This window comes from Caldibacillus sp. 210928-DFI.2.18 (assembly GCF_020554505.1).
Classification (GTDB): Bacteria; Bacillota; Bacilli; order Bacillales; family Caldibacillaceae; genus Caldifermentibacillus; species Caldifermentibacillus hisashii.
The window spans coordinates 15,111-35,453 of the sequence record NZ_JAJCHL010000023.1; the positions used below are offsets into that span (position 1 = coordinate 15,111).

The window sequence follows — 20,343 nt, forward strand, 5'->3', positions numbered from 1 at the left end:
TAACTGAATAGATGTGCATCCCCAAAATTAACATTCTGCCAAATTTTTGTTTTTGCTACTTTCACTAAATCGATTATAATATGGTTATGTAAAAAATAAACTAACATCCAAACAACATTTGGACGAAAAATTCCCTGTCCAATTTTCTTGAACCATTTTTTTACAACAAAAATCCGAAAATTTTATCCGTAAGATTCCGAAAAACGGACTTTTTGGGTGTTAAACGTGATATAATATTATTTTATTCGATTTTTTAAAAGTGAAAAGGTGAATATAATGGAAAATGAAAAAAAAGTTCCAGATCGTTTTGATTGGACTTTAGCTTTTATATTATTTCTGTTTTTTATTGTTAGTTTAATATCTATATACAGTGCTCAGACTTCAGGGCAATATTCAACAAACTTTGTACTTGATCAATTAAAATGGTACATCGTTGGGGCTATCATTATTGGGGGGGCCTTGTTTTTTGATCCGGATCAATATAAAAAATTATCATGGATATTTTATGGTTTTGGGATATTTTTACTTATTGTATTATGGATTGCAGCCAAACTCCATTTGGGTATTGCAGAGGAACGAAATGGAGCCTATAGCTGGTTCACCCTTCCATTCGGGAGCATTCAGCCGTCCGAATTTATGAAAGTATTTTTAATCTTGGCGATTAGTCGGCTTACATCCGATCATAATCAAAAATATCCGGTAAAAACATTACAATCAGATTTTTGGTTGTTAGTTAAAATTGGCCTCACTGCTTTGGTTCCATTGGTGTTAATTATGGAACAGCCGGACTTAGGAACTGCATTAGTCATCATGGCCATTACAGCCGGAATGATTTTAGTATCTGGAATTTCATGGAAAATAATATTACCCTCTTTCTCTCTAGTTGCTCTTCTTGGGGTAGGTATTATTGGTGTTATGATATATTTTCCGGATTTTCTAAAAGATCATATTGACCCTTATCAGTATGGAAGGATTTATGCCTGGTTAGACCCATATAGTTATGCATCCGGTGATGGTTTACACTTAATTAGTTCCCTGCAAGCAATTGGGTCCGGTGAGATTTTCGGGAAAGGCTTTATGGGGAAAGAAGTATACGTCATGGAGCGCCATACAGACTTTATCTTTAGTCTAATTGCTGAAGAATACGGCTTTATCGGTGCCAGTGTCGTTATCAGTTTATTTTTCCTGCTTATCTATCATTTAATAAAAATTTCATTAGAAACGAACTCTCAATTTAATTCTTATATTTGTGCAGGTATCATTAGTATGACTGCATTCCATGTATTTCAAAATATCGGGATGACTATCCAAGTATTGCCAATTACCGGAATCCCACTTCCTTTCCTAAGTTACGGGGGAAGTTCATTGATGGGCAATATGCTCGCCATGGGGTTAGTTTTCAGCATCCGGTTTTATCATAAAAATTATATGTTTGAAGCAGATACAGATGAATAAACGGGGGTCTTGACTCGCAGTTAAGGGTAAGATAAATAAATATAGATAACTCCGGACGTCAAGATTCAGGTCCGGAGTTTTTCTACTGTACATTTATTTCTCACAAATTCGCTTCTTTCGCCTCTTTCTCCCCTATTTCTGTCCCTTTTTTCAACGCAAATTGATAAACAACCATGGCAATAAAGCCGGCTAAGCCAATCAAATCAGAATAGCCTTCAGGATAAATCAATAACAATCCAATAACAACAGAAGCAATTCTTTCAATCCAGTTTAGTTTTTTATACCAATAACCAATTAACCCGGCACCGATACCAACCATCCCAGTGATGGCAGTAAAAATAATCCATAGCACACCTAAGAAGGGCGTATTAATCATCAATAACTCAGGTTCCAATACAAACATATACGGTATGATAAAAGCAGCGATGGCAAGTTTCGAAGCATTAATTCCCGTTCGGATTGGTTCCCCGCCCGAAATTCCTGTTGCCGCAAAAGCAGCCAAAGCAACAGGTGGTGTAATATCGGCAACAATCCCAAAATAAAAAACAAACATATGGGCAGCCAAGACCGGCACAGCCACTTCCAACTGATTATTCAACGCCAAAATGGCCGGTAATGCAATTGTTGACGTAATAATATAATTCGCTGTTGTCGGTGATCCCATGCCGATGATGATGGATGTGATCATCGTAAAAAATAAAGTCAATAATAATAAAGCATTCGGGTTATTTGTAATTGTCTGGGCGAGTCCGACAATTTCGTTTCCAAGTTTCAAACCGAGCCCTGTTTTTGTGACAACTCCGACAATAATCCCGGCACAGGCGGTTGCAGCTGCGACCCCAAGTGCAGAACGAGCCCCTTCAATGAGAGCTACAAAAAATTTCGATAATGTAATCCGCGTATCTTTTCTAAACAAGCTGACAATAATCGTAAACAAAATACCTAATAGAGCTGCGCGGGAAATACTCGTACCGATGTCCATGAAAATGATAATGGCAAGTATTGGCGTTAACAGATAGATTTTCTTAAATACTTCCTTTTTAGCTGGAATTTCTTCTTTTGGCAAACCGCGTAATCCTTGTTTTTTCGCTTCAAAATGAACCATAATCCAAATTCCGGTAAAATATAAGATAGCTGGAATAACTGCAGCTTTGACAATTTCAATATAGGGTACACCGGCAAATTCAACCATTAAAAAGGCAGCCGCGCCCATAACCGGCGGCATAATTTGACCACCCGTTGATGCTGCAGCTTCTACCGCACCGGCAAAATTCCGATGATAGCCTAATCGTTTCATTAAAGGGATGGTATAGGAGCCCGATTGTACCACATTGGCAACAGAACTGCCTGAAATCGTCCCTTCCAATGCACTTGTAAAAACCGCCACTTTTGCAGGACCACCAATACGTCTTCCTGCAATTGAAATGGCCAAGTCATTGAAATAGTTTCCTACCCCTGTCTGTCCAAGGAAAGCCCCGAACAAGATAAATAAGAAAATGAAAGTCGATGATACTTGAAGTGGCGTACCAAGGATTCCCTCTGTTGTATAAAACATGGAATTTATTAATTGCTCAAGACTTAACCCTCTATGTGCCAACATTCCCGGCATACTTGGTCCATATAAAGCATAAAGAAGGAAAGCTATTGCAATGACAACCAAAGGAAGACCGACCACTCTTCTTGCCGCTTCCAAAACCAATATAATAGCCAGACCGCCAATAATCATTTGTGCTGTATCAATACTACCGATTTTTTGCACCAATGAATCATAAAAAACAGGCCAATAGCCACAGACGATAATGGCCAGAACTGCAAGAATATAGTCGTACCAAGCTATTTTTTGGCGTAATGCAGTCTTTCTTGCGGGAAACAATAAAAAGATTAAAACCAACGCAAAACCTAGATGGACTGTTCGTTGAATATATGCTGTTAATTCCCCGAATGCACCCGTATAAATTTGAAATAAAGAAAAGGCAACTAACAAGCCAATAATAACTTTTGACATCATTCCGGACAGTTTTCGTGTTCGTGATTCAGCATCATATTTTTCCATTAATGCCTTTTGCTCTTCTTCGGATAATTGAACTTTTTCATTATGCTCAGTCACGGATTTCAACTCCTTTCACAGATTGCCATAATGATAGATGATCTACTTGAACCTTATATATTTCCCCAGGTTTCAGATAATCGTTAAATTTGACGATATGTTCTTCATTTTCACCCCAGACTAGGCGATGTTTCGAAACGGTTTTTCCATTTCGGATCATCATCGACGGAAAGACATTACCTACATCTTTTATATGATATTTCCCATCCTTATATTCGAAAGTTTGTCCCGTTTCCGCATTGGAAGGCATTCCAATACCAAATTCTTCAAAAACAAATTCGTATTCCTCCATCGTATCATCCGGCAAAATCCGATATTTCTCAATAACATCGGTTAAATGAATTGAATGGGTAAAAATAATTTGAAAAGTATCTCCCTCCTTAACGGGGAGATAGGCAGCGATTTGACCGGTGTTCCGTTCATAAAAGACGAGCGATTTTCGAAATGGAATAAATAAAACCGTTAGCATGATAACGAGGAAAACGATAATTATAATTAAGGTGTTCATATATTTCTTACGTTTCATGTAAGTTCATCCTAATAATAGACTACTAATCAATAAGAGGCCGGCCGCGTATGCAAGTGTGCTTTCACAGCCAGCCCGTATGAAACTTCTATTCTATTGAGACACAAGACTGCCGGATTGAGGTTTTGAACCCAAATTTCTTTATAAACCTTCTATTCTATTGAAAAACAAGACTGCCGGAATGATGTGTTGATCCTAAATTTCCTTATAAAACTTCTATTCTATTGAAAAGCAACACTTCCGGTAAGATTGGTCCCAAATTCCTTTATGAACCTTCTATTCTGTTGAAACTCCGGCTTCTTTAAAATATTTTTCTGCACCCGGATGCAAATCAATGCCGATTCCTTTTAATGCATTTTCCAACTTAATGTATTTCCCTTTTGCATGCGTAATGCTGCCTGTATTTTCATAAATCGCTTTCGTAATTTCATATACCGTATCTTCCGGCAAACTATCAACAACCGCAAGCATGGCCAAGACTGCGACGGTGTTTACATCTTCTTTCAGCCCGTATGTTCCTGAAGCAATGGTGTCTTCCGCATAATAAGGATATTTTTTAACTAGCGCATCTACTTTATCTTGGGCAATCGGAACAATTTTCACCGGATTTGTAGCAGATAACCCTTCAACGGCTCCGGTCGGTGTGCCTGCAGTGATAAATGCTGCATCAATATTACCGTCTTGAAGTCCACCGGTAGACTCGGCAAAATCAAGGTTTTGAGCATCAATATCATCCATTGTCATGCCATGGACTTCCAAAATTTGTTGTGCATTAATGTATGTTCCTGAACCCGGTGCTCCGACAGAAACCTTTTTTCCTTTCAAATCTTCAACCGAATTAATATTCGACTTTGCAAGCGTTACAATTTGGATCGTTTCCGGATATAACGAACCAAGTGCAAGCACATTTGTTACTTTCCCAGTTTTTTCAAAAGCATTTATTCCTTCTACGGCAGCTGCCATCACATCGGTTTGAACAAAGGCAATTTCTGCATTCCCTTCACTTAATGCAATTACGTTATCCGCTGATGCATTTGAGGAAACAGCATCCGTTTGAATTCCGGTTTTGTCTGTAATGATTTTTGCAATTTCTCCACCCAATGGATAATATGTACCACTTGTTCCACCGGTTAACATGCTTAAGAATTTTGGCTTTTCTTCAGTTTTTGATTTCTCCCCTTCATTAGAACCGCCACTGTTTCCACCACTTGATTCACTTCCACCACCACATGCAACAAGGAAAAGTGAAAGAGCAAAAACTACTGAAAGCAATGCAAAAAACTTCTTTTTCATCCCGTTTCCCCCTTTTAAAATTTGATAAACAATAACAAAGCGTTTCCTGAATAGAATAATCTGACTTTGGCGCAATATTTTTCTGAAATAAGAATGAACGCTCATTCATAATTAATTGTGCCAAATTCACATTATTTAATACCGCTTTATTATTAATATTAATATAACTAGGAATTAATACCATTGTCAAACTATTAATGTTAGTAATATATAAAACCTAGAGTGTGACTAATTAGTTATCCCTTTCATTGTCATATAAAATCATTTCTTCTAGCATATGTATATAAAAAAACCACCAGTTATCCTCATTTATTGAGAATTCTAACTGATGGTTCACAAAATTAATTTTCTCGAATTTCCAATAGTTTTTGTTTCAATTGTTCTTCCATTGTAACGAGTTCTTGTTCTGCTTGATGGCGTTTTGCCCGACCTTCTGCTTGTATTCTTAATGTTTCTTCCAGTGTTGATACAAGATTTTCCTGTGTTTTCTTCAATGTTTCAATATCAACAATTCCCCGTTCATTTTCTTTGGCAACTTCAATTGAATTTGTTTTTAGCATTTCTGAGTTTTTCAGAAGTAAGTCATTTGTTGTTTGCGATACTTGTTTTTGAGCCTCTACCGCTTTTCGTTGCCTTAATAATGTCAAGGCAATGGCAATCTGATTTTTCCACAGCGGAATCGCCGTTGTAATGGATGTTTGAATCTTTTCCATCAACGTCTGATTCGTATTTTGAATCATCCGGATTTGCGGTGCACTTTGAATCGTGATTTGCCTGCTTAATTTTAAGTCATGTAACCTCTTTTCCAGACGGTCCGCAAACTGGATCATATCGTTAACTTCTTGATATGCCATTTGATCCCCTGATTGTTCCGCTTTCCGTTTCAATTCGGGAATAAGTTTCGTATGCAGTTCCTCTAATTTCACTTCTCCAGCAGCAATATAAATATTTAACGCCTGAAAATACTCTTTATTTTTTTCATACATCTGGTCAAGCAACGTATTGTCTTTGATTAATGTGTTTTTGCAATGTTCAAGACGGACGGTGATTCGGTCAATTTGCGCACCGGTTTTTTGGTATCTTGCTAAAATTTCATTAACGGAGCGCGACATTTTTCCAAACATCCTTGAAAAAATATTCCGTTTCTCCACTTGTAATTCATCAGGGTTTACTTGATCTAATTTTTTCATTAAATCCGTTATAATTTCCCCAATCTCACCGATGTTCCCGCTCTTCACATGGTCAAGCATTGTAGAAGAGAAATTCATTAATTTGGATTGGGCCTGTGTTCCATAAAGAGAAATGGATGTTTGATTTTTCGGGTCAATTTGATTAGCTAATTGGTATGCCCGCTGTTTATCCTCATCCGGCAATGTTTCAATAATTTTTTTCGGTTTCGTTTCTCCAACTTTATTAAACAAATCCATTCCCATTTGTTTTCCTGCTTCTTGCAATTCCTGCTTATTCTCGGCCGATTCTTTAGACAGATCTCCAAAAGGATTGGCCAATAAATCATCTATATCACCGGTTAATTTTTCCTTCTCAACCATTTAGCTACCTCCTGCCTTCATTTTCGTTCAATAAATTTCTTTGCTACATCAATTTCAAAATTTAAGTTGTTTATATCCCCTTCAATCATCAAGTGTAAATCTTGTTCGATTAGTTTTACCAGATCATCCATTGTTTCTCTAGTTTCTCGCAAAGATTTTGCCAAGTCCACTGTTTTTGCCGGCTGCGATGCGAGAAACGTATATTTTTCGGCTAACTCAACAATAGATTCCAAGTGCGAATAATAAAATTCATCTGCAAGAAAAAATCGTCTTGGTTCTTTCTTTGTGATATTGTATATTTTATAAATAACCCGTAATGTTTCAAAATTTTGTTTTGCATTCGTTAAATTTTGAATCTGGATAAATGCCTTTTGTAGACGGTGAATTTTCTGTTTCGCTTCTTTTAAATTTTCTTCAACTAGTTTATATTCTTTTCTCGTTAAACCGTTTCTTCGTAAAAATTGCGATTGAGTACCTACCTTCATCCCGTAATATACCGCAGTACCGCCAATTAAGCCAAAAACGGATGACCATAAGAAACTTTGGTCAAATCCAAAAAAACTGATCAACCAAATCATGACCATCGCAAACCCGGCTGTAAATGTTCTAAGCATAAAAAACAAAAATGTTTTCAAGATTATCACTCCCATAAAAGAGAACTGAATAATTACTTTAATCGGTAACTATCCTTTTATCTCCATTAACCATTCAAGTTTCATTCGATATTAGTATTACGAAAAAGACATGCGATTAGTTTCAGAAAAACAGACACTCTTTCATTTCTATTTTAATCTACAAACGAAACAAATAGCAACAAAATCAGAGGTGTCTCCAACTGAGACACCTCTGATTTTGCGCCGATAGCGATAGCGACAGGCGCAAAAGTATTTCTGCGCCGAAAGCGATAGCGACAGGCGCAAAAGTCTTCTCCTTTTATAATCCGCTTATAAGTAAAATAACAAAATACACAACCATGATGACCATGCCAAACGGAAGCCCGACTCTTGCCCATTCTTTACTTGTTATATTTAGTTTACCGGCCGAGATAATATTAGGAATATTACCCGGGATTAACATACCCCCACTAATAAGTAATCCCATCAAAATAGCTTCAATCGTACTTTGACTCATAGCCGGACTAATTTCAGCCGCAGCTAAAGTTGCGTTGTCAAGAACGGCTGAGATAATATTAACCCAATAAAGAATTCTCGGACTTAAATCAAGCAAATACGCATTAATTAACGGTTCAAAACCTGCACCTAACATGGTCAAACCGAAAACGAATAAATAAATTTTGACGGTACGGACAAATATTTCTTTATATGATTCTGATTCACCGGTCGATTGAAGGCCAGCCCCTTCTCTACGTTTGACTGCAAAAGCGGCAAAAATCCCTAAAAGAATTACTCCAGGAATAATAAATGGCCCGACCAGATCAATCAAATAAAAGAAGTTTTCATTCATCTTACTTACAACAATGGTGGATAACGGTTCCCCAATCGGCGTCAAAGCGGCTCCGAGTCCGATTGAAAAACAAGAGATAACCGTCAATAGTACTTCTTGTCTTCTTTGTAATGAAAGATTACTAATAATCAATACTAATACAAGAGCGGCAATAATAGCAGTAATAATACTTGAAAGCAGTCCCAAACCAATAACAACCAATGCAATAAATAACGGAAATGGCATTTTATGACTTATTGTATTGATTGCATTTCCCAATTGGGTCTGAAACCATTTAAAGAGCACACCCGCTATGAACACCGCTAAAGTGATTTTAATTGGATCTTCCAGAGCGTGCATAAATAATTCAACATCCAACACGCCTCCGACAATTGCGGCAAGAATCCCCATAACAAACAGAAAGTACTCTAAGTTATGTTCAATCGTTTTTACTGTAAAAGGTAAGAATAGAACCAGTACTAAAATAATTAACAAACCGAACATATGATTATTCCTTCTTTCTTTCTTCCTTTATACCAGACTATTTTAACATAATATACCATATGAATGTAACTATTGTTTTTCTAAAAATACTAATTTTTCACCTAAATGTCTCTATTAAAATTTCTAAATCTAAATGACAGGGACAAAACCGGATGAAATGGAGCTGAAACGGATAGGCCCCCTTTAATTGAACACAGGCCCTTTAAAAATATAGAACTTGATGTTCCATGAAAAATCAGGATAAAATTAACTATAGATACTTTGCTAGGAGACGTTTTTAAAATCCAAACTATATGATTATTCCAAGTCTGTTCGAGTAAATACTTATTTAAAATGAATTGGACCCACTGAGGGTAAAAGCTTTTTGCCAAACTTGAAACTATTGACGATTTGCCTATTGCCTAAACAAAGGGTAAATTTCTTCAAAAAAATTCTAAAAGAGGACCTAATACTAAAGGATGAGGATTAGAGATGCATAAAAATATTTTAAAACTGTATCCGGATGCCGTAATTCAGGATCTACCTTCCTACGACGATGAATGCTTTTGTTTTTACGATGAGTCGACCAAGCAATATTTCACAATAAAAAAATCATCGGTTACTGAGCGTGAAAAATTGTTGCTTGAAACAAAATATACGCTTGTTGAAGAAACACCTGAATTTTTAAACAGCCAAGTTGAACAAAAGGCTTGGTATCAATTTTTGCTAAATGATGGAAAACTCCCGGGTAATAGTGGACGTATCCGCTTCATTCAGTTCCATCTGGAAGAAATAAACGATTATCACGATTTTGTAGATGCTGTGGAATCATTTATTCAAGACCGGGTCGCTTTCGTTTGGTTTGATAAAAAAACAGGTATCATCATTGAAAAGGAAATGAATGATTTTTTAACGGAAAAAGATTTTGATTCCTTTAAGGACGCCATTTTAGCAGATTTTTATATTAAGGTTGATTTTTATATCGGAAGGTTCTTTGAAGTTTCTCAAAAGTTAAAAGAACGGTTTTTCCGTGAACAATATTATTTTAAAATGGGAAGAAACGTTTATCCGCAAAAACATATTTTCTCATTTATTCATGCTTTTCCAATTGTCATGATGACAACTGAATGGCATCGTTTAATCCCGATTTTAGAACAGGAGTACCAGGATATTTTTCAAGGGGATAAGGAAATGGTAAAAATTATTAAAAAATATCTTGAAAATAATTTTAATACAAGCTTGTCAGCAAAAGAATTGTACATGCATCGAAATAGCCTACAATACAAAATTGATAAATTCATTGAGCATACGAGCATTGATATTAAAAAGTTTCAAGGGGCCATTTCCGTTTATTTCATCAGTATATTTGCCGATGCCTCACTGTATATAGACGGGGGCCAATTTTCTTCATAAGTACTCCTCATGAACAATGTGACAAAAAATCACCTGGTTTCTTTGTGCACATTGCCCATTCACAATTGAAAACATTTTCACTAAAATTTACTTATAGGAGAAATCGTTTTCACAGGAGGAATGGAAAAATGGCAGATTTAAAACTCAATCACATTTACAAAATCTATGATAACAAAGTAACCGCTGTATCTGATTTCAATCTTCATATTCAAGATAAGGAATTTATTGTTTTCGTCGGTCCATCCGGTTGCGGGAAGTCAACAACTTTACGGATGATTGCCGGACTTGAAGAAATTTCAAAGGGAGAACTGTACATCGATGATAAATTAGTGAATGATGTCCCGCCAAAAGATCGGGATATCGCGATGGTTTTCCAAAACTATGCATTATATCCGCATATGACGGTTTATGATAATATGGCATTCGGATTAAAACTGAGAAAAATGCCAAAAGATGAAATTGACAAACGGGTAAAAGATGCTGCAAATATTTTAGGACTTGAACAATATTTAGACCGGAAACCGAAAGCCTTATCCGGTGGTCAACGGCAACGGGTTGCTTTAGGACGTGCCATTGTTCGGGACGCAAAAGTATTCTTAATGGATGAACCTTTATCAAACTTGGATGCAAAATTACGGGTTCAAATGCGTGCAGAAATCGCCAAACTTCATCAACGCTTAAATACAACGACCATTTACGTAACCCACGACCAAACAGAAGCAATGACCATGGCTACTCGGATTGTTGTTATGAAAGATGGGGTTATTCAACAAGTCGGTTCACCAAAAGAAGTTTATGACAATCCGGAAAATGTTTTCGTTGGTGGATTCATCGGTTCACCGGCAATGAACTTCTTTAAAGCAAAAATTGAAGGTGAATATGTTGTACTTGATGATAAAGTTCGTCTGAAAATCCCGGGCGGCAAGTTAAAATTATTAAAAGACAACGGCTACGTAGGAAAAGAAGTAATCTTCGGTATTCGTCCGGAAGATATTCATGATGAACCGGTATTTATCGAGTCATTCCCTGATGATGTCATTGAAGTTAACATTGAAGTTGCCGAATTAACCGGTGCCGAATTAATGCTGTATTCTTCTCTTGCCGGACATGATTTCGTCGCACGGATTGATGCACGTAACCAAATAAAAGCCGGAGACAAAGTAAAACTAGGCCTAGATTTGAACAAAGCGCATTTCTTTGATACAGAAACTGAATTGCGGATTAAATAATCTAAGCATCGTACATGATGGGGTTATCCCTGTAAACACATTTATAAAAAACTCGGATACCTGAATTTTTTTATCCAACTTTGACAGTACAAATGATAAAAACTCCTTGAAAACAGTGTCAGATCCAAGTTTTCAAGGAGTTTATTATTTTTTGACATGTAGATATGCATAAAGTCTATTTACAACCTATATAAAGTAAGGACACGATTTGATATGGAGTAAACACATGTTAAACTTTTTGTGGTCGAGACACGTTTTGTTTTACTGCCGACCGCAATACTTAATATTTTTGTTACGGCTACCTGAGGTCTTTTCTAAAAGCGTCCAGTTAAAAGCTACTGTCTCGAATAATCAAATTTGTCGCTATAAAGACTTTTTTTGGAATGGTTCTTCCCTCGATTCTTTCCACTAACAAGTCTACTGCAGTCTCGCCCATTAATTCCGTATGCACTTTTACCGTTGACAAGGATGGATAGACATATTTTGAAACGCTGATATCATTCAATCCAATTATGTTTACCTCTTCAGGAACGTGGATATTTTCCTCGTTTAAAGCCTGAAGACAGCCAATTGCAATTTGATCATTACCGGCAAAAAAAGCGGTAGGTAAATTATTTCCATGGTCATGAATCGCTTGTTTCATTAATCGATAACCATCTTTGACTGTAAAATTGCCGATGTACACAGCGGATTCATTAAACTGACCGTGATCAGACAAATACTGACGGAATGTCTTTTCTCTTAAGTCGAGAATATTGTCCGACTGATCACGATATGTTTCTCTGCCACCGATATATCCGATTGATTTATGACCTTTCGCAAGTAAATAATCAATCACACTTTTTGTTGCCCGTTCAAAATCGACGACTACGGAATCGAAGCGATCATCATCGGGACTGCAATCGACAAAAATAATATTATCCGTAATATTCATCAATTTCTCCGCCTGAGCCGTACTAAATTTACCGACAGCAATAATTCCGCGAACATCACCAAATTCCTGTAAATCCTCGTAGCTACTATAAAAATATTTTACAGCACTAATGTTTCGCTGTTGACATCGGTCCGTAATTCCTATACTAATTGACAAATAATAAAGATCTTCTAACTCTTCCTCTTCTGTATACCAGCTAATGATTGCAATCTTTGTTGGAATATTTGTCTTTCTTACTGATTTTTTCTTATACGACAGTGATTCAGCAATCTCAAAAATCCGTTTTCTTGTTTCATCTGTTACAGAAAGAGTTTGATCATAATTAAGAACTCTTGAAACCGTTGCAATAGAAACACCAGCCTTTTCCGCAATATCCTTAATTGTTGCCATCTACTATTTCCCTCCTTTCTTCCCTTCAAGTTTTCTGAATCGTTTTCCGCCTGATTTCGTCACTGATCTTGCAGCAATCTTCATGTTAAGCCTGCTCCACGCCAAATGAATAAACGGTTTTCAACTCATAAGTTTCCCCTTTGTCTAAAACAATTGAAGGAAAATGTGGGTGGTGGATGGCATCAGGTAATCCTTGGGTTTCCAGACAAAGGCCTAAATATTTTCTTGCTTGAACGCCTTCCTGTATTGTAAAATCTCCTTGAAGTTGATTACTAGAATACAATACTACACATGGTTGATTCGTCTCAACTGTCAAGGTTCGACCACTTACCGATTCCTTTAAGAAAATCTCCCGGTTATGATTTTCTGTAAAAATAAACGGGTGATCATAACCATTCCCAACTAAAATGTTTTGCGGATGGTTTGAGTGGACACCATCGATTATCTTCCGGCCCTGTCTAAAATCAAATACTGTATTTTCAACATTTATTATGTTACCCGTTGGCAAAAGTTCCTTGTCCAATTCAAGGAAACGGTCACATTTCAATGTCAGTTCATGATTTAAAATATCATCCTTCACTTGACCGGTTAAATTAAAATACGAATGATTGGTCACATTTAATATTGTCTTTTGGTCAGTTGTTGCATGGCAAGTAAATATCCATTGGTTATCATTTGTCAATAAATAAGTAACCGTTAACTCAACATTTCCCGGGTAGCCTTCTTCTCCATTTTTACTAAAATAAGTAAATTTCATACCAACAGCATTTTTTTGTTCAATTGGTTCTGCCAGCCATACCCGTTCATGCAAACCTTTTACCCCGCCGTGTATATGATTATTTCCTTCTGTTTTCGGCAAAATATATTGCTTTCCATCTAGCTCAAATTCAGCATCTTTAATTCGACCGGCAACTCTGCCAACTACAGCACCAAAGTAGGTTTTGTGTTGAATATATTGGTCAACATTATTGAATCCTAAGACAACATTTTCGAATATACCATTTCGATCAGGAACCAAAATTTCTGTGACAACACATCCGAAATTCGTACAAGATAATTTCATCCCACGATCATTTTCAAGGGTATAAAGATAAACTTTTTCTTCATCCACTATTCCAAACTCTTTTGTAGTTATATTCACAATCTCGCACCACCTATATTTATTTTTGGGACAGCCCTTGTCAAAATGTGTTTAATAAAATAAATGGTCTTTCTTGTCAATAGTTCTTGCTTTCGTTCAACCTTTGCCAAAATGTTATTGTTCAATTTGATTCGACCTTTAATGCTTTTGTTCATCCTTTGTTAAATGATATTAAGTAATTTAATTGCCTCAACATTTCGTGCTTTACTCAGCCCTTTTTAAAATTTTATTATTCAATTTGATTGGCCATCATTCGACATTTCGTGCATCCATTCAGCTTTTGTCAAAATGGTTTTTATTAATCTCATTTGTTCCAAGGAAGCTGTCCGCCATCCTACTTATTTAACGTTTCAATAAATCTTTGAAAAGCCGCTTTTCCTTTTGTATCTCTTTTAAATACACCGGCATCCATTAAAACTTGTAAAAACTTATTACCCACTTCAACTTTAACAATTTTTTTCACATTTTGTTCATTAATTTCTCCATCATATTTTTGTTTAAGCTGCTCCGCCCAAGGTAGATGGTAGTCAGCAATTTCATTTGGTTGATTGCACAAAAATTTTCCAACCTCTGCCAATTCATTTTTCAGACGTGCCGGCAACACCGCCAGACCCATCACTTCAATTAAACCGATATTCTCTTTCTTAATATGATGTACTTCTTTATGTGGATGAAAGATTCCTAGTGGATGTTCTTCACTCGTCCGATTATTTCTTAAAACAAGGTCCATTTCATATTGACCGTCACGGATTCTTGCAATCGGCGTGATCGTGTTATGTGGTGTGCTACCTGTAAAAGCAATAATTTCTGCAACCGGATCACTATATGTTTTCCACTTCTCCAAAATACGGTCAGACAACTCGATAATATCATCCTTTTTACTACTTCTCAAACGAATAACCGACATAGGCCATTTGAGAATCGAGCAAGTAACATTGGAAAAGCCTTGAACAGAAAAGGCATATTCTGCTTCAGCAACAGCCATGGGAAATTCATAGTGCCCACCCTGATAATGGTCATGGGAAAGAATAGAACCGCCGACAATAGGCAAATCCGCATTCGAACCAAGAAAATAATGTGGGAACCTTTCGACAAAGTCAAGCAATCTTCCAAAAGTTTCCCGGGAAATTAACATGTTTCGATGGGTTTTCGACAGCAAAATACAATGCTCATTGTAATATACATACGGAGAATATTGTAAATACCAATCCTCTCCGCGAATATTCATCCGGATCATACGGTGATTGGACCTTGCCGGATGCCCGATTCGCCCTGCATACCCTTCATTTTCAATACATAATAGACATGTAGGGTACCCGCCTTTTTGGGGAGCCGACCGCTCTTTGGCAATTTGTTTCGGATCTTTTTCCGGCTTAGACAAATTGATTGTAATATCCAAATTTCCATATTCAGTCGGAGCTTTGAATACAATATTTTTTTTGATTCGGTTCATTTGAATATAATTACTGTTTTTACTTAATTGGTAAAAATAATCCGTTGCTGCAACCGGTGAGTTCTCATATTTTTCATAAAAGCGTTGATTAACCACGGAAGGACTTGCAAGAAAACAATTCATGATTTTTGCAGAAAATATTTCTTTTGCATCTAAATAATCCTCTATGATTCCGTTTTTCACCGCATATTGAACAATTTTCTCCAACAATTCCGGAATAATGAGGTCCGGGTCAACCGGTACATCTTTTGGTAATTTCGAAGTATCTTGGACTTGAAAATCATCCAGATTCAGCAATGATAAAATTTGATTGCGGACGTAAATTTCGTCCATCGGGTCAATGATAGCCTGATGGATCGCTTCATTTATTAATTGTTGAATGGTTTGATCAATCATGAAAAACACCTTCAGTCTTCATATCCATTTGGATGATTGCTGTGCCAATTCCATGCGTCTTTAATGATCTGTTCAATATTTGTTTTCGCCGGATTCCAGCCTAATATGTTCTTTGCCTTTTCAGAAGAAGCGATAAGGACACTTGGATCCCCTAGACGTCTTTCTCCAATTTTTGCCGGAATTTCTTTACCGGTTACCTTGCGAGCCATGTCAATAATTTCTTTTACGGAAAAGCCTTGACTGCTGCCTAAATTGAAAACAGAACTGTCGCCTCCATTTTGCAAGTAGTTTAGCGCCAAAATATGTGCATCGATTAAATCTTCTACATGGATATAGTCACGGATACATGTTCCGTCTTTTGTTGGATAATCTTCACCAAAGACGGTTATATATTCACGTTTTCCTAATGCAGTTTCAAGTACAACCGGAATTAAGTGGGTTTCAGGATGATGATCTTCTCCAATTTCTCCTGTTCCACGAGCCCCCGCCACATTGAAATATCGTAAGGCGACATATTTTAAATCAAAGGCTTTTTCACACCAAGCCATCATTTTTTCCATGGTCAATTTTGTTTCTCCGTACGTATTTGTCGGAACAGTCGGCATATTTTCTGTAATCGGTACAGATTTCGGTTCTCCATAGGTCGCTGCAGTGGATGAGAAGACGATATGACGTACCCCTGCATTGCGCATCGCTTCCAGTAAAATTTGTGTTCCATATACATTGTTATCATAATATTTCAACGGATCAACCATTGATTCTCCAACGAGCGAGTTAGCGGCGAAATGGATAACCCCGTCGATTTGTTCATTATGAAACACATTATTCAAAAAGTCCCGATTGCGAATATCGCCTTCATAAAATGTTGCTTTCGGATGTACCGCCTTTTTGTGACCGGTTTGTAAATTATCGACAACAACCACTTCATAGCCACGGTCAATTAATTGATAAACAGCATGGGAGCCGATGTAGCCGGCACCGCCCAAAACTAAAATACTCATTCATATCACCCTCGTTTCATTTTACTTCTATTTTACTATATCAGATTCTCCAAGCACCAAGAAGATAAAAGAAGAATGTTTCAAAAGTCCGGAAAAAGGCTTACCTCTTTTTACGTATGAAAAACATACGCTCCGGCCTAAACTGTTTTGCATACCGACCAATCCAACAGTTTTCTCTTCGCCGGCGTGAAAAATATACGCTCCGGTACTAAGAAATACTTATTTTCCAAAAACTTCCTTTTGAACACACAAAAGTGGGATACCCGTATTCATTTATAAAGTTTTTTCAAGCGCCTAGACTGATGTTTTTCGAGTGAATTTCTTTTGCACCGTCACCGGCTGTAACGATATAAAATTCAGCCTTATAACCAATTTTCTCTTCGTAAATTTTACCGACTTCCTTGATAAATGCATCCACTTTGTCTTTCTCAACGATCGCAATGGCACAACCGCCAAAACCGGCTCCGGTCATCCTCGCACCGAGAACACCTTCTTGGTTCCAAGCCGCTTCAACAATCGTATCCAATTCTTTCCCTGTTACCTCATAATCATCTCGCAAGGAAATATGGGATTGATTAATTAATTGGCCAAACTGTTTCAGATCGTTTTGTTTTAGTGCTGCGAGCGCCTTTATTGTTCGATCATTTTCATATACGGCATGTTTGGCACGTTTTCTGTGAATGGGATCTGTGATTTCCATTTGTAAACGGTCGAATTCATCGGGTGACAAACTGCCTAAACTGTTAATCTGTACATGTTTTTGTAAATCTTTGAGAGCTTTTTCACATTCACTTCTTCTCTCATTGTACTTAGAATCGGCCAGTTCCCGACGTTTATTCGTATTCATAATGACAATCCGGTAGTCTTCCATTTCAATTGGTGCATATTCATATTTCAATGTATGACAATCCAGTAAAATTCCGTGATTTTTTTTACCCATTCCAACTGCAAATTGATCCATGATTCCACTGTTAACACCGATAAACTGGTTTTCCACTTTTTGTCCGAGTTTTACTAATTCTATACGGTCTACTTTCAAGTTAAAAAGTCCTTCCAACGTAACGCCGGTAACTAATTCAATGGAAGCCGATGAAGAAAGCCCGGCACCATTTGGAATATTCCCGTAAAATAACACATCAAGACCGGAATCAATTTGATATCCCGCTTCTTTAATGTAACTAATCATTCCTTTTGGATAATTTGCCCAATTGTGGTTCAAGTCATATTCTAAATGGTCAAGGTCAAACTCGACTACCCCAATTTCAGGAAAATTTACGGAATACATGCGGATTTTTCGGTCAGTTCTTTTGTTTGCCAATGCATACGTACCAAATGTAATCGCACAAGGAAAAACATGCCCCCCGTTATAATCGGTATGTTCACCGATTAAATTGATTCTTCCCGGGGCGAAAAACGTCCGGTAATCGCTTCCACCGAATACTTTTGCAAATTCATTTGCCAGCTGTTCAATTTTCATAGCTAAACCTCACTTTATAAAAAGTCAATTTTTTACTTGTTTGAATCCTACATTAATCTTTTCGCTTTCATCTTTATTATAAAATATATAAGTAAAATTAACAACAAAATTTTACTTATTTTTAGTAAAAAAGAGTCTGCATTTTAAACAGACTCTGTCAATATTTTAAGCTATTAAAGAATTAGTTCAGCCTATTATTTACTTGTTAAATTCAGCCTTACAATTTTTTTCACTTACAACAATATGGTGGACCTTCTCCATAACTGCTTGTTGTAAATTGTTGACTAGCTGTTCACTTTCATTTAAAGAGGACCCCTTGACAGCAAAGTAGAATTTACATTTTGGCTCCGTACCGGATGGGCGGACACAGAACCAGGATCCGTCCTCAAGGAAGTATTTCAAGACGTTGGATTTTGGTAAACTGATTGGATTTAATTTACCATTGCTTAATTGTTTGCGAATGCTTGCTTTATAATCCTCCACAGCAGTCACGCGAATACCGGCTATTTCCTTTGGCGGATTGGAACGGAATTCTTCTAAAATGTTCGCAATTTGTTCGGCTCCGTCTTTTCCTTTTAATGTCAAGGATGATAATGCTTCTTTGTAATAGCCGTATTTTTCAAAAATCTCCATTAATGCATCATACAAGCTTTTTCCTTGAGCTTTGTAGTAAGCTGCCACTTCTGCCGCAAAAATGGCCGCTTGTACAGCATCCTTATCGCGGACAAAATCACCAATTAAATAGCCGTAACTTTCTTCATAGCCAAACAGGAAGTTATGTTTACCTGTTTTCTCATATTCTTTGATTTTTTCACCGATGAATTTAAAGCCGGTTAATGTATCAAATGTCGGAATTCCAAAACTTTCCGCAATTGCACGACCGATTTCCGAAGTAACAATCGTTTTTAGAACGATACCATTTTCAGGAAGTAATCCCTTTTCTGCCTTTTGTGATAACAAGTAGTGGAGCATAATGGCGCCGGTTTGGTTTCCGGTCAACACTTGATATTCACCTTCTGCATTTTTTACGGCAACCCCGAGCCGGTCCGAATCCGGGTCAGTACCTAATAAAATGTCAGCATCTATTTCCTTCCCGTATTTAATCGCCAGTTCAAAAGCAGCATGTTCTTCCGGGTTTGGTGATTTTACCGTTGAAAAATTAGGATCCGGATGTTCTTGTTCTTTTACAACAGTCACGTTTTTGAATCCAAATTGTTTTAGCCCCTCTTGAACTAATTTGTTTGCTGTTCCATGTAATGGTGTAAAGACGATTTTTAATTCTTCACCAACTTTTTCAACAATTTCTTTATTTAGTTGAATTTTGGCAACATTTTCCAAATAGATTTGATCAATGTCCTCACCAATGTATTGAAGTAAGCCGTTTGCCAATAATTCTTCTTTTCCGGTTACTTCGATTGACAGTTCATCTTCTACACTGTTTACAAAGTTGGTAAGTGCATCTGCCTGTTTTGGCGGAAGCTGACCACCGTCATCCCCATAAACTTTATAACCATTGTATTCAGGTGGGTTATGACTGGCTGTGACCATAACACCGGCAGCAGCTCCTAAATGACGAACGGCAAAAGATAGTTCAGGTGTTGGTCGCAATTCTGAGAATAGATAGGACTTAATGCCATGTTTCCCAACTGTTTTCGCCACTTCTAAGGCAAATTCAGGTGACATATGTCTCGAATCGTAGCTAATAACGACGCCTCGTTTTGCACTGTCTTCACCTTGGCTTAATAAATATTGTGCAAGACCCTCCGATGCTTTACGAACAGTATAAATATTCATCCGGTTTGTACCCGGTCCAATTTCCCCACGCATTCCACCTGTACCAAATTCGAGATTTTTGTAAAAGAGTTCTTCTAAGGACTTTTCATCTTCTTTCAGCTTATATAGTTGTTCCTTTAAATCTCCATCCAGTGATTCATTGTTTAACCACTTATCAGCAATTTCTTTCCAACTCATGAAATATCCCTCACTAACCGATAATATTATTGAAAGACTCTTTTTCCATTATAACAAATATCGTTTAGGATGGACATGCTC

The 20,343-nt window shown here is 37.0% G+C and carries 15 protein-coding genes; 3 read left to right on the top strand and 12 right to left on the bottom strand.

Features of this window, described 5'->3' with window-relative positions; all coding sequences use genetic code 11:
* Positions 1–276 precede the first annotated feature (276 nt).
* Complete coding sequence (locus LIZ98_RS07050) at positions 277–1,455, top strand: FtsW/RodA/SpoVE family cell cycle protein (RefSeq protein WP_227139274.1); 1,179 nt, start codon at positions 277–279, stop codon at positions 1,453–1,455.
* 100 nt (positions 1,456–1,555) lie between these two features.
* Here the strand turns inward: LIZ98_RS07050 and LIZ98_RS07055 are convergent, their stop codons facing one another.
* The 6 genes from LIZ98_RS07055 to LIZ98_RS07080 form a co-directional block, all read right to left on the bottom strand.
* Entirely contained in the window at positions 1,556–3,508 is a 1,953-nt protein-coding gene (locus LIZ98_RS07055) for a TRAP transporter permease (protein ID WP_227139284.1), read from the bottom strand.
* A gap of 46 nt (positions 3,509–3,554) precedes the next feature.
* On the bottom strand, positions 3,555–4,088 hold the full coding sequence (locus LIZ98_RS07060) for a DUF1850 domain-containing protein (RefSeq protein WP_041845431.1): 534 nt from the start codon (positions 4,086–4,088) through the stop codon (positions 3,555–3,557).
* Between the two features lie 276 nt (positions 4,089–4,364).
* Positions 4,365–5,381: a TAXI family TRAP transporter solute-binding subunit gene (locus LIZ98_RS07065; RefSeq protein ID WP_227139273.1), complete on the bottom strand. Its 1,017-nt coding sequence runs from the start codon at positions 5,379–5,381 to the stop codon at positions 4,365–4,367.
* Between the two features lie 341 nt (positions 5,382–5,722).
* A complete protein-coding gene (locus tag LIZ98_RS07070) occupies positions 5,723–6,814 on the bottom strand; it encodes a toxic anion resistance protein (RefSeq protein ID WP_375293572.1) in 1,092 nt (363 codons plus the stop codon).
* Positions 6,815–6,948: 134 nt separating this feature from the next.
* A complete protein-coding gene (locus tag LIZ98_RS07075) occupies positions 6,949–7,566 on the bottom strand; it encodes a 5-bromo-4-chloroindolyl phosphate hydrolysis family protein (protein ID WP_034767775.1) in 618 nt (205 codons plus the stop codon).
* Positions 7,567–7,864: 298 nt separating this feature from the next.
* Positions 7,865–8,878, bottom strand: coding sequence for a DUF1646 family protein (locus tag LIZ98_RS07080; RefSeq protein WP_227139272.1), 1,014 nt, complete (start codon positions 8,876–8,878; stop codon positions 7,865–7,867).
* A gap of 471 nt (positions 8,879–9,349) precedes the next feature.
* Here LIZ98_RS07080 and LIZ98_RS07085 point away from each other — a divergent pair, with 471 nt between their 5' ends.
* Together LIZ98_RS07085 and LIZ98_RS07090 are read left to right on the top strand one after the other, a co-directional pair.
* The gene (locus LIZ98_RS07085; protein ID WP_052480353.1) at positions 9,350–10,270 is read left to right on the top strand and encodes a helix-turn-helix domain-containing protein; all 921 of its coding nucleotides are present in this window, start codon (positions 9,350–9,352) and stop codon (positions 10,268–10,270) included.
* 128 nt (positions 10,271–10,398) lie between these two features.
* On the top strand, positions 10,399–11,499 hold the full coding sequence (locus LIZ98_RS07090; protein WP_041902675.1) for an ABC transporter ATP-binding protein: 1,101 nt from the start codon (positions 10,399–10,401) through the stop codon (positions 11,497–11,499).
* A 328-nt stretch (positions 11,500–11,827) separates the two neighbouring features.
* Here the strand turns inward: LIZ98_RS07090 and LIZ98_RS07095 are convergent, their stop codons facing one another.
* From LIZ98_RS07095 to LIZ98_RS07120, 6 genes are all read right to left on the bottom strand, one after another.
* Positions 11,828–12,823 (bottom strand): LacI family DNA-binding transcriptional regulator, encoded by a 996-nt coding sequence (locus LIZ98_RS07095; RefSeq protein ID WP_034767761.1) that lies wholly within the window; start codon positions 12,821–12,823, stop codon positions 11,828–11,830.
* An 85-nt stretch (positions 12,824–12,908) separates the two neighbouring features.
* On the bottom strand, positions 12,909–13,964 hold the full coding sequence (locus tag LIZ98_RS07100) for an aldose epimerase family protein (RefSeq protein WP_227139271.1): 1,056 nt from the start codon (positions 13,962–13,964) through the stop codon (positions 12,909–12,911).
* Positions 13,965–14,298: 334 nt separating this feature from the next.
* A complete protein-coding gene (gene galT, locus LIZ98_RS07105) occupies positions 14,299–15,813 on the bottom strand; it encodes a UDP-glucose--hexose-1-phosphate uridylyltransferase (protein ID WP_227139270.1) in 1,515 nt (504 codons plus the stop codon).
* 11 nt (positions 15,814–15,824) lie between these two features.
* Positions 15,825–16,814 carry a UDP-glucose 4-epimerase GalE gene (gene galE, locus LIZ98_RS07110; protein ID WP_227092232.1) on the bottom strand — a complete coding sequence of 330 codons (990 nt, stop codon included), beginning with the start codon at positions 16,812–16,814 and terminating at the stop codon, positions 15,825–15,827.
* 286 nt (positions 16,815–17,100) lie between these two features.
* Positions 17,101–18,291 (bottom strand): galactokinase, encoded by a 1,191-nt coding sequence (locus LIZ98_RS07115; protein WP_227139269.1) that lies wholly within the window; start codon positions 18,289–18,291, stop codon positions 17,101–17,103.
* 198 nt (positions 18,292–18,489) lie between these two features.
* Entirely contained in the window at positions 18,490–20,262 is a 1,773-nt protein-coding gene (locus tag LIZ98_RS07120) for a phospho-sugar mutase (RefSeq protein WP_227139268.1), read from the bottom strand.
* Positions 20,263–20,343 lie beyond the last annotated feature (81 nt).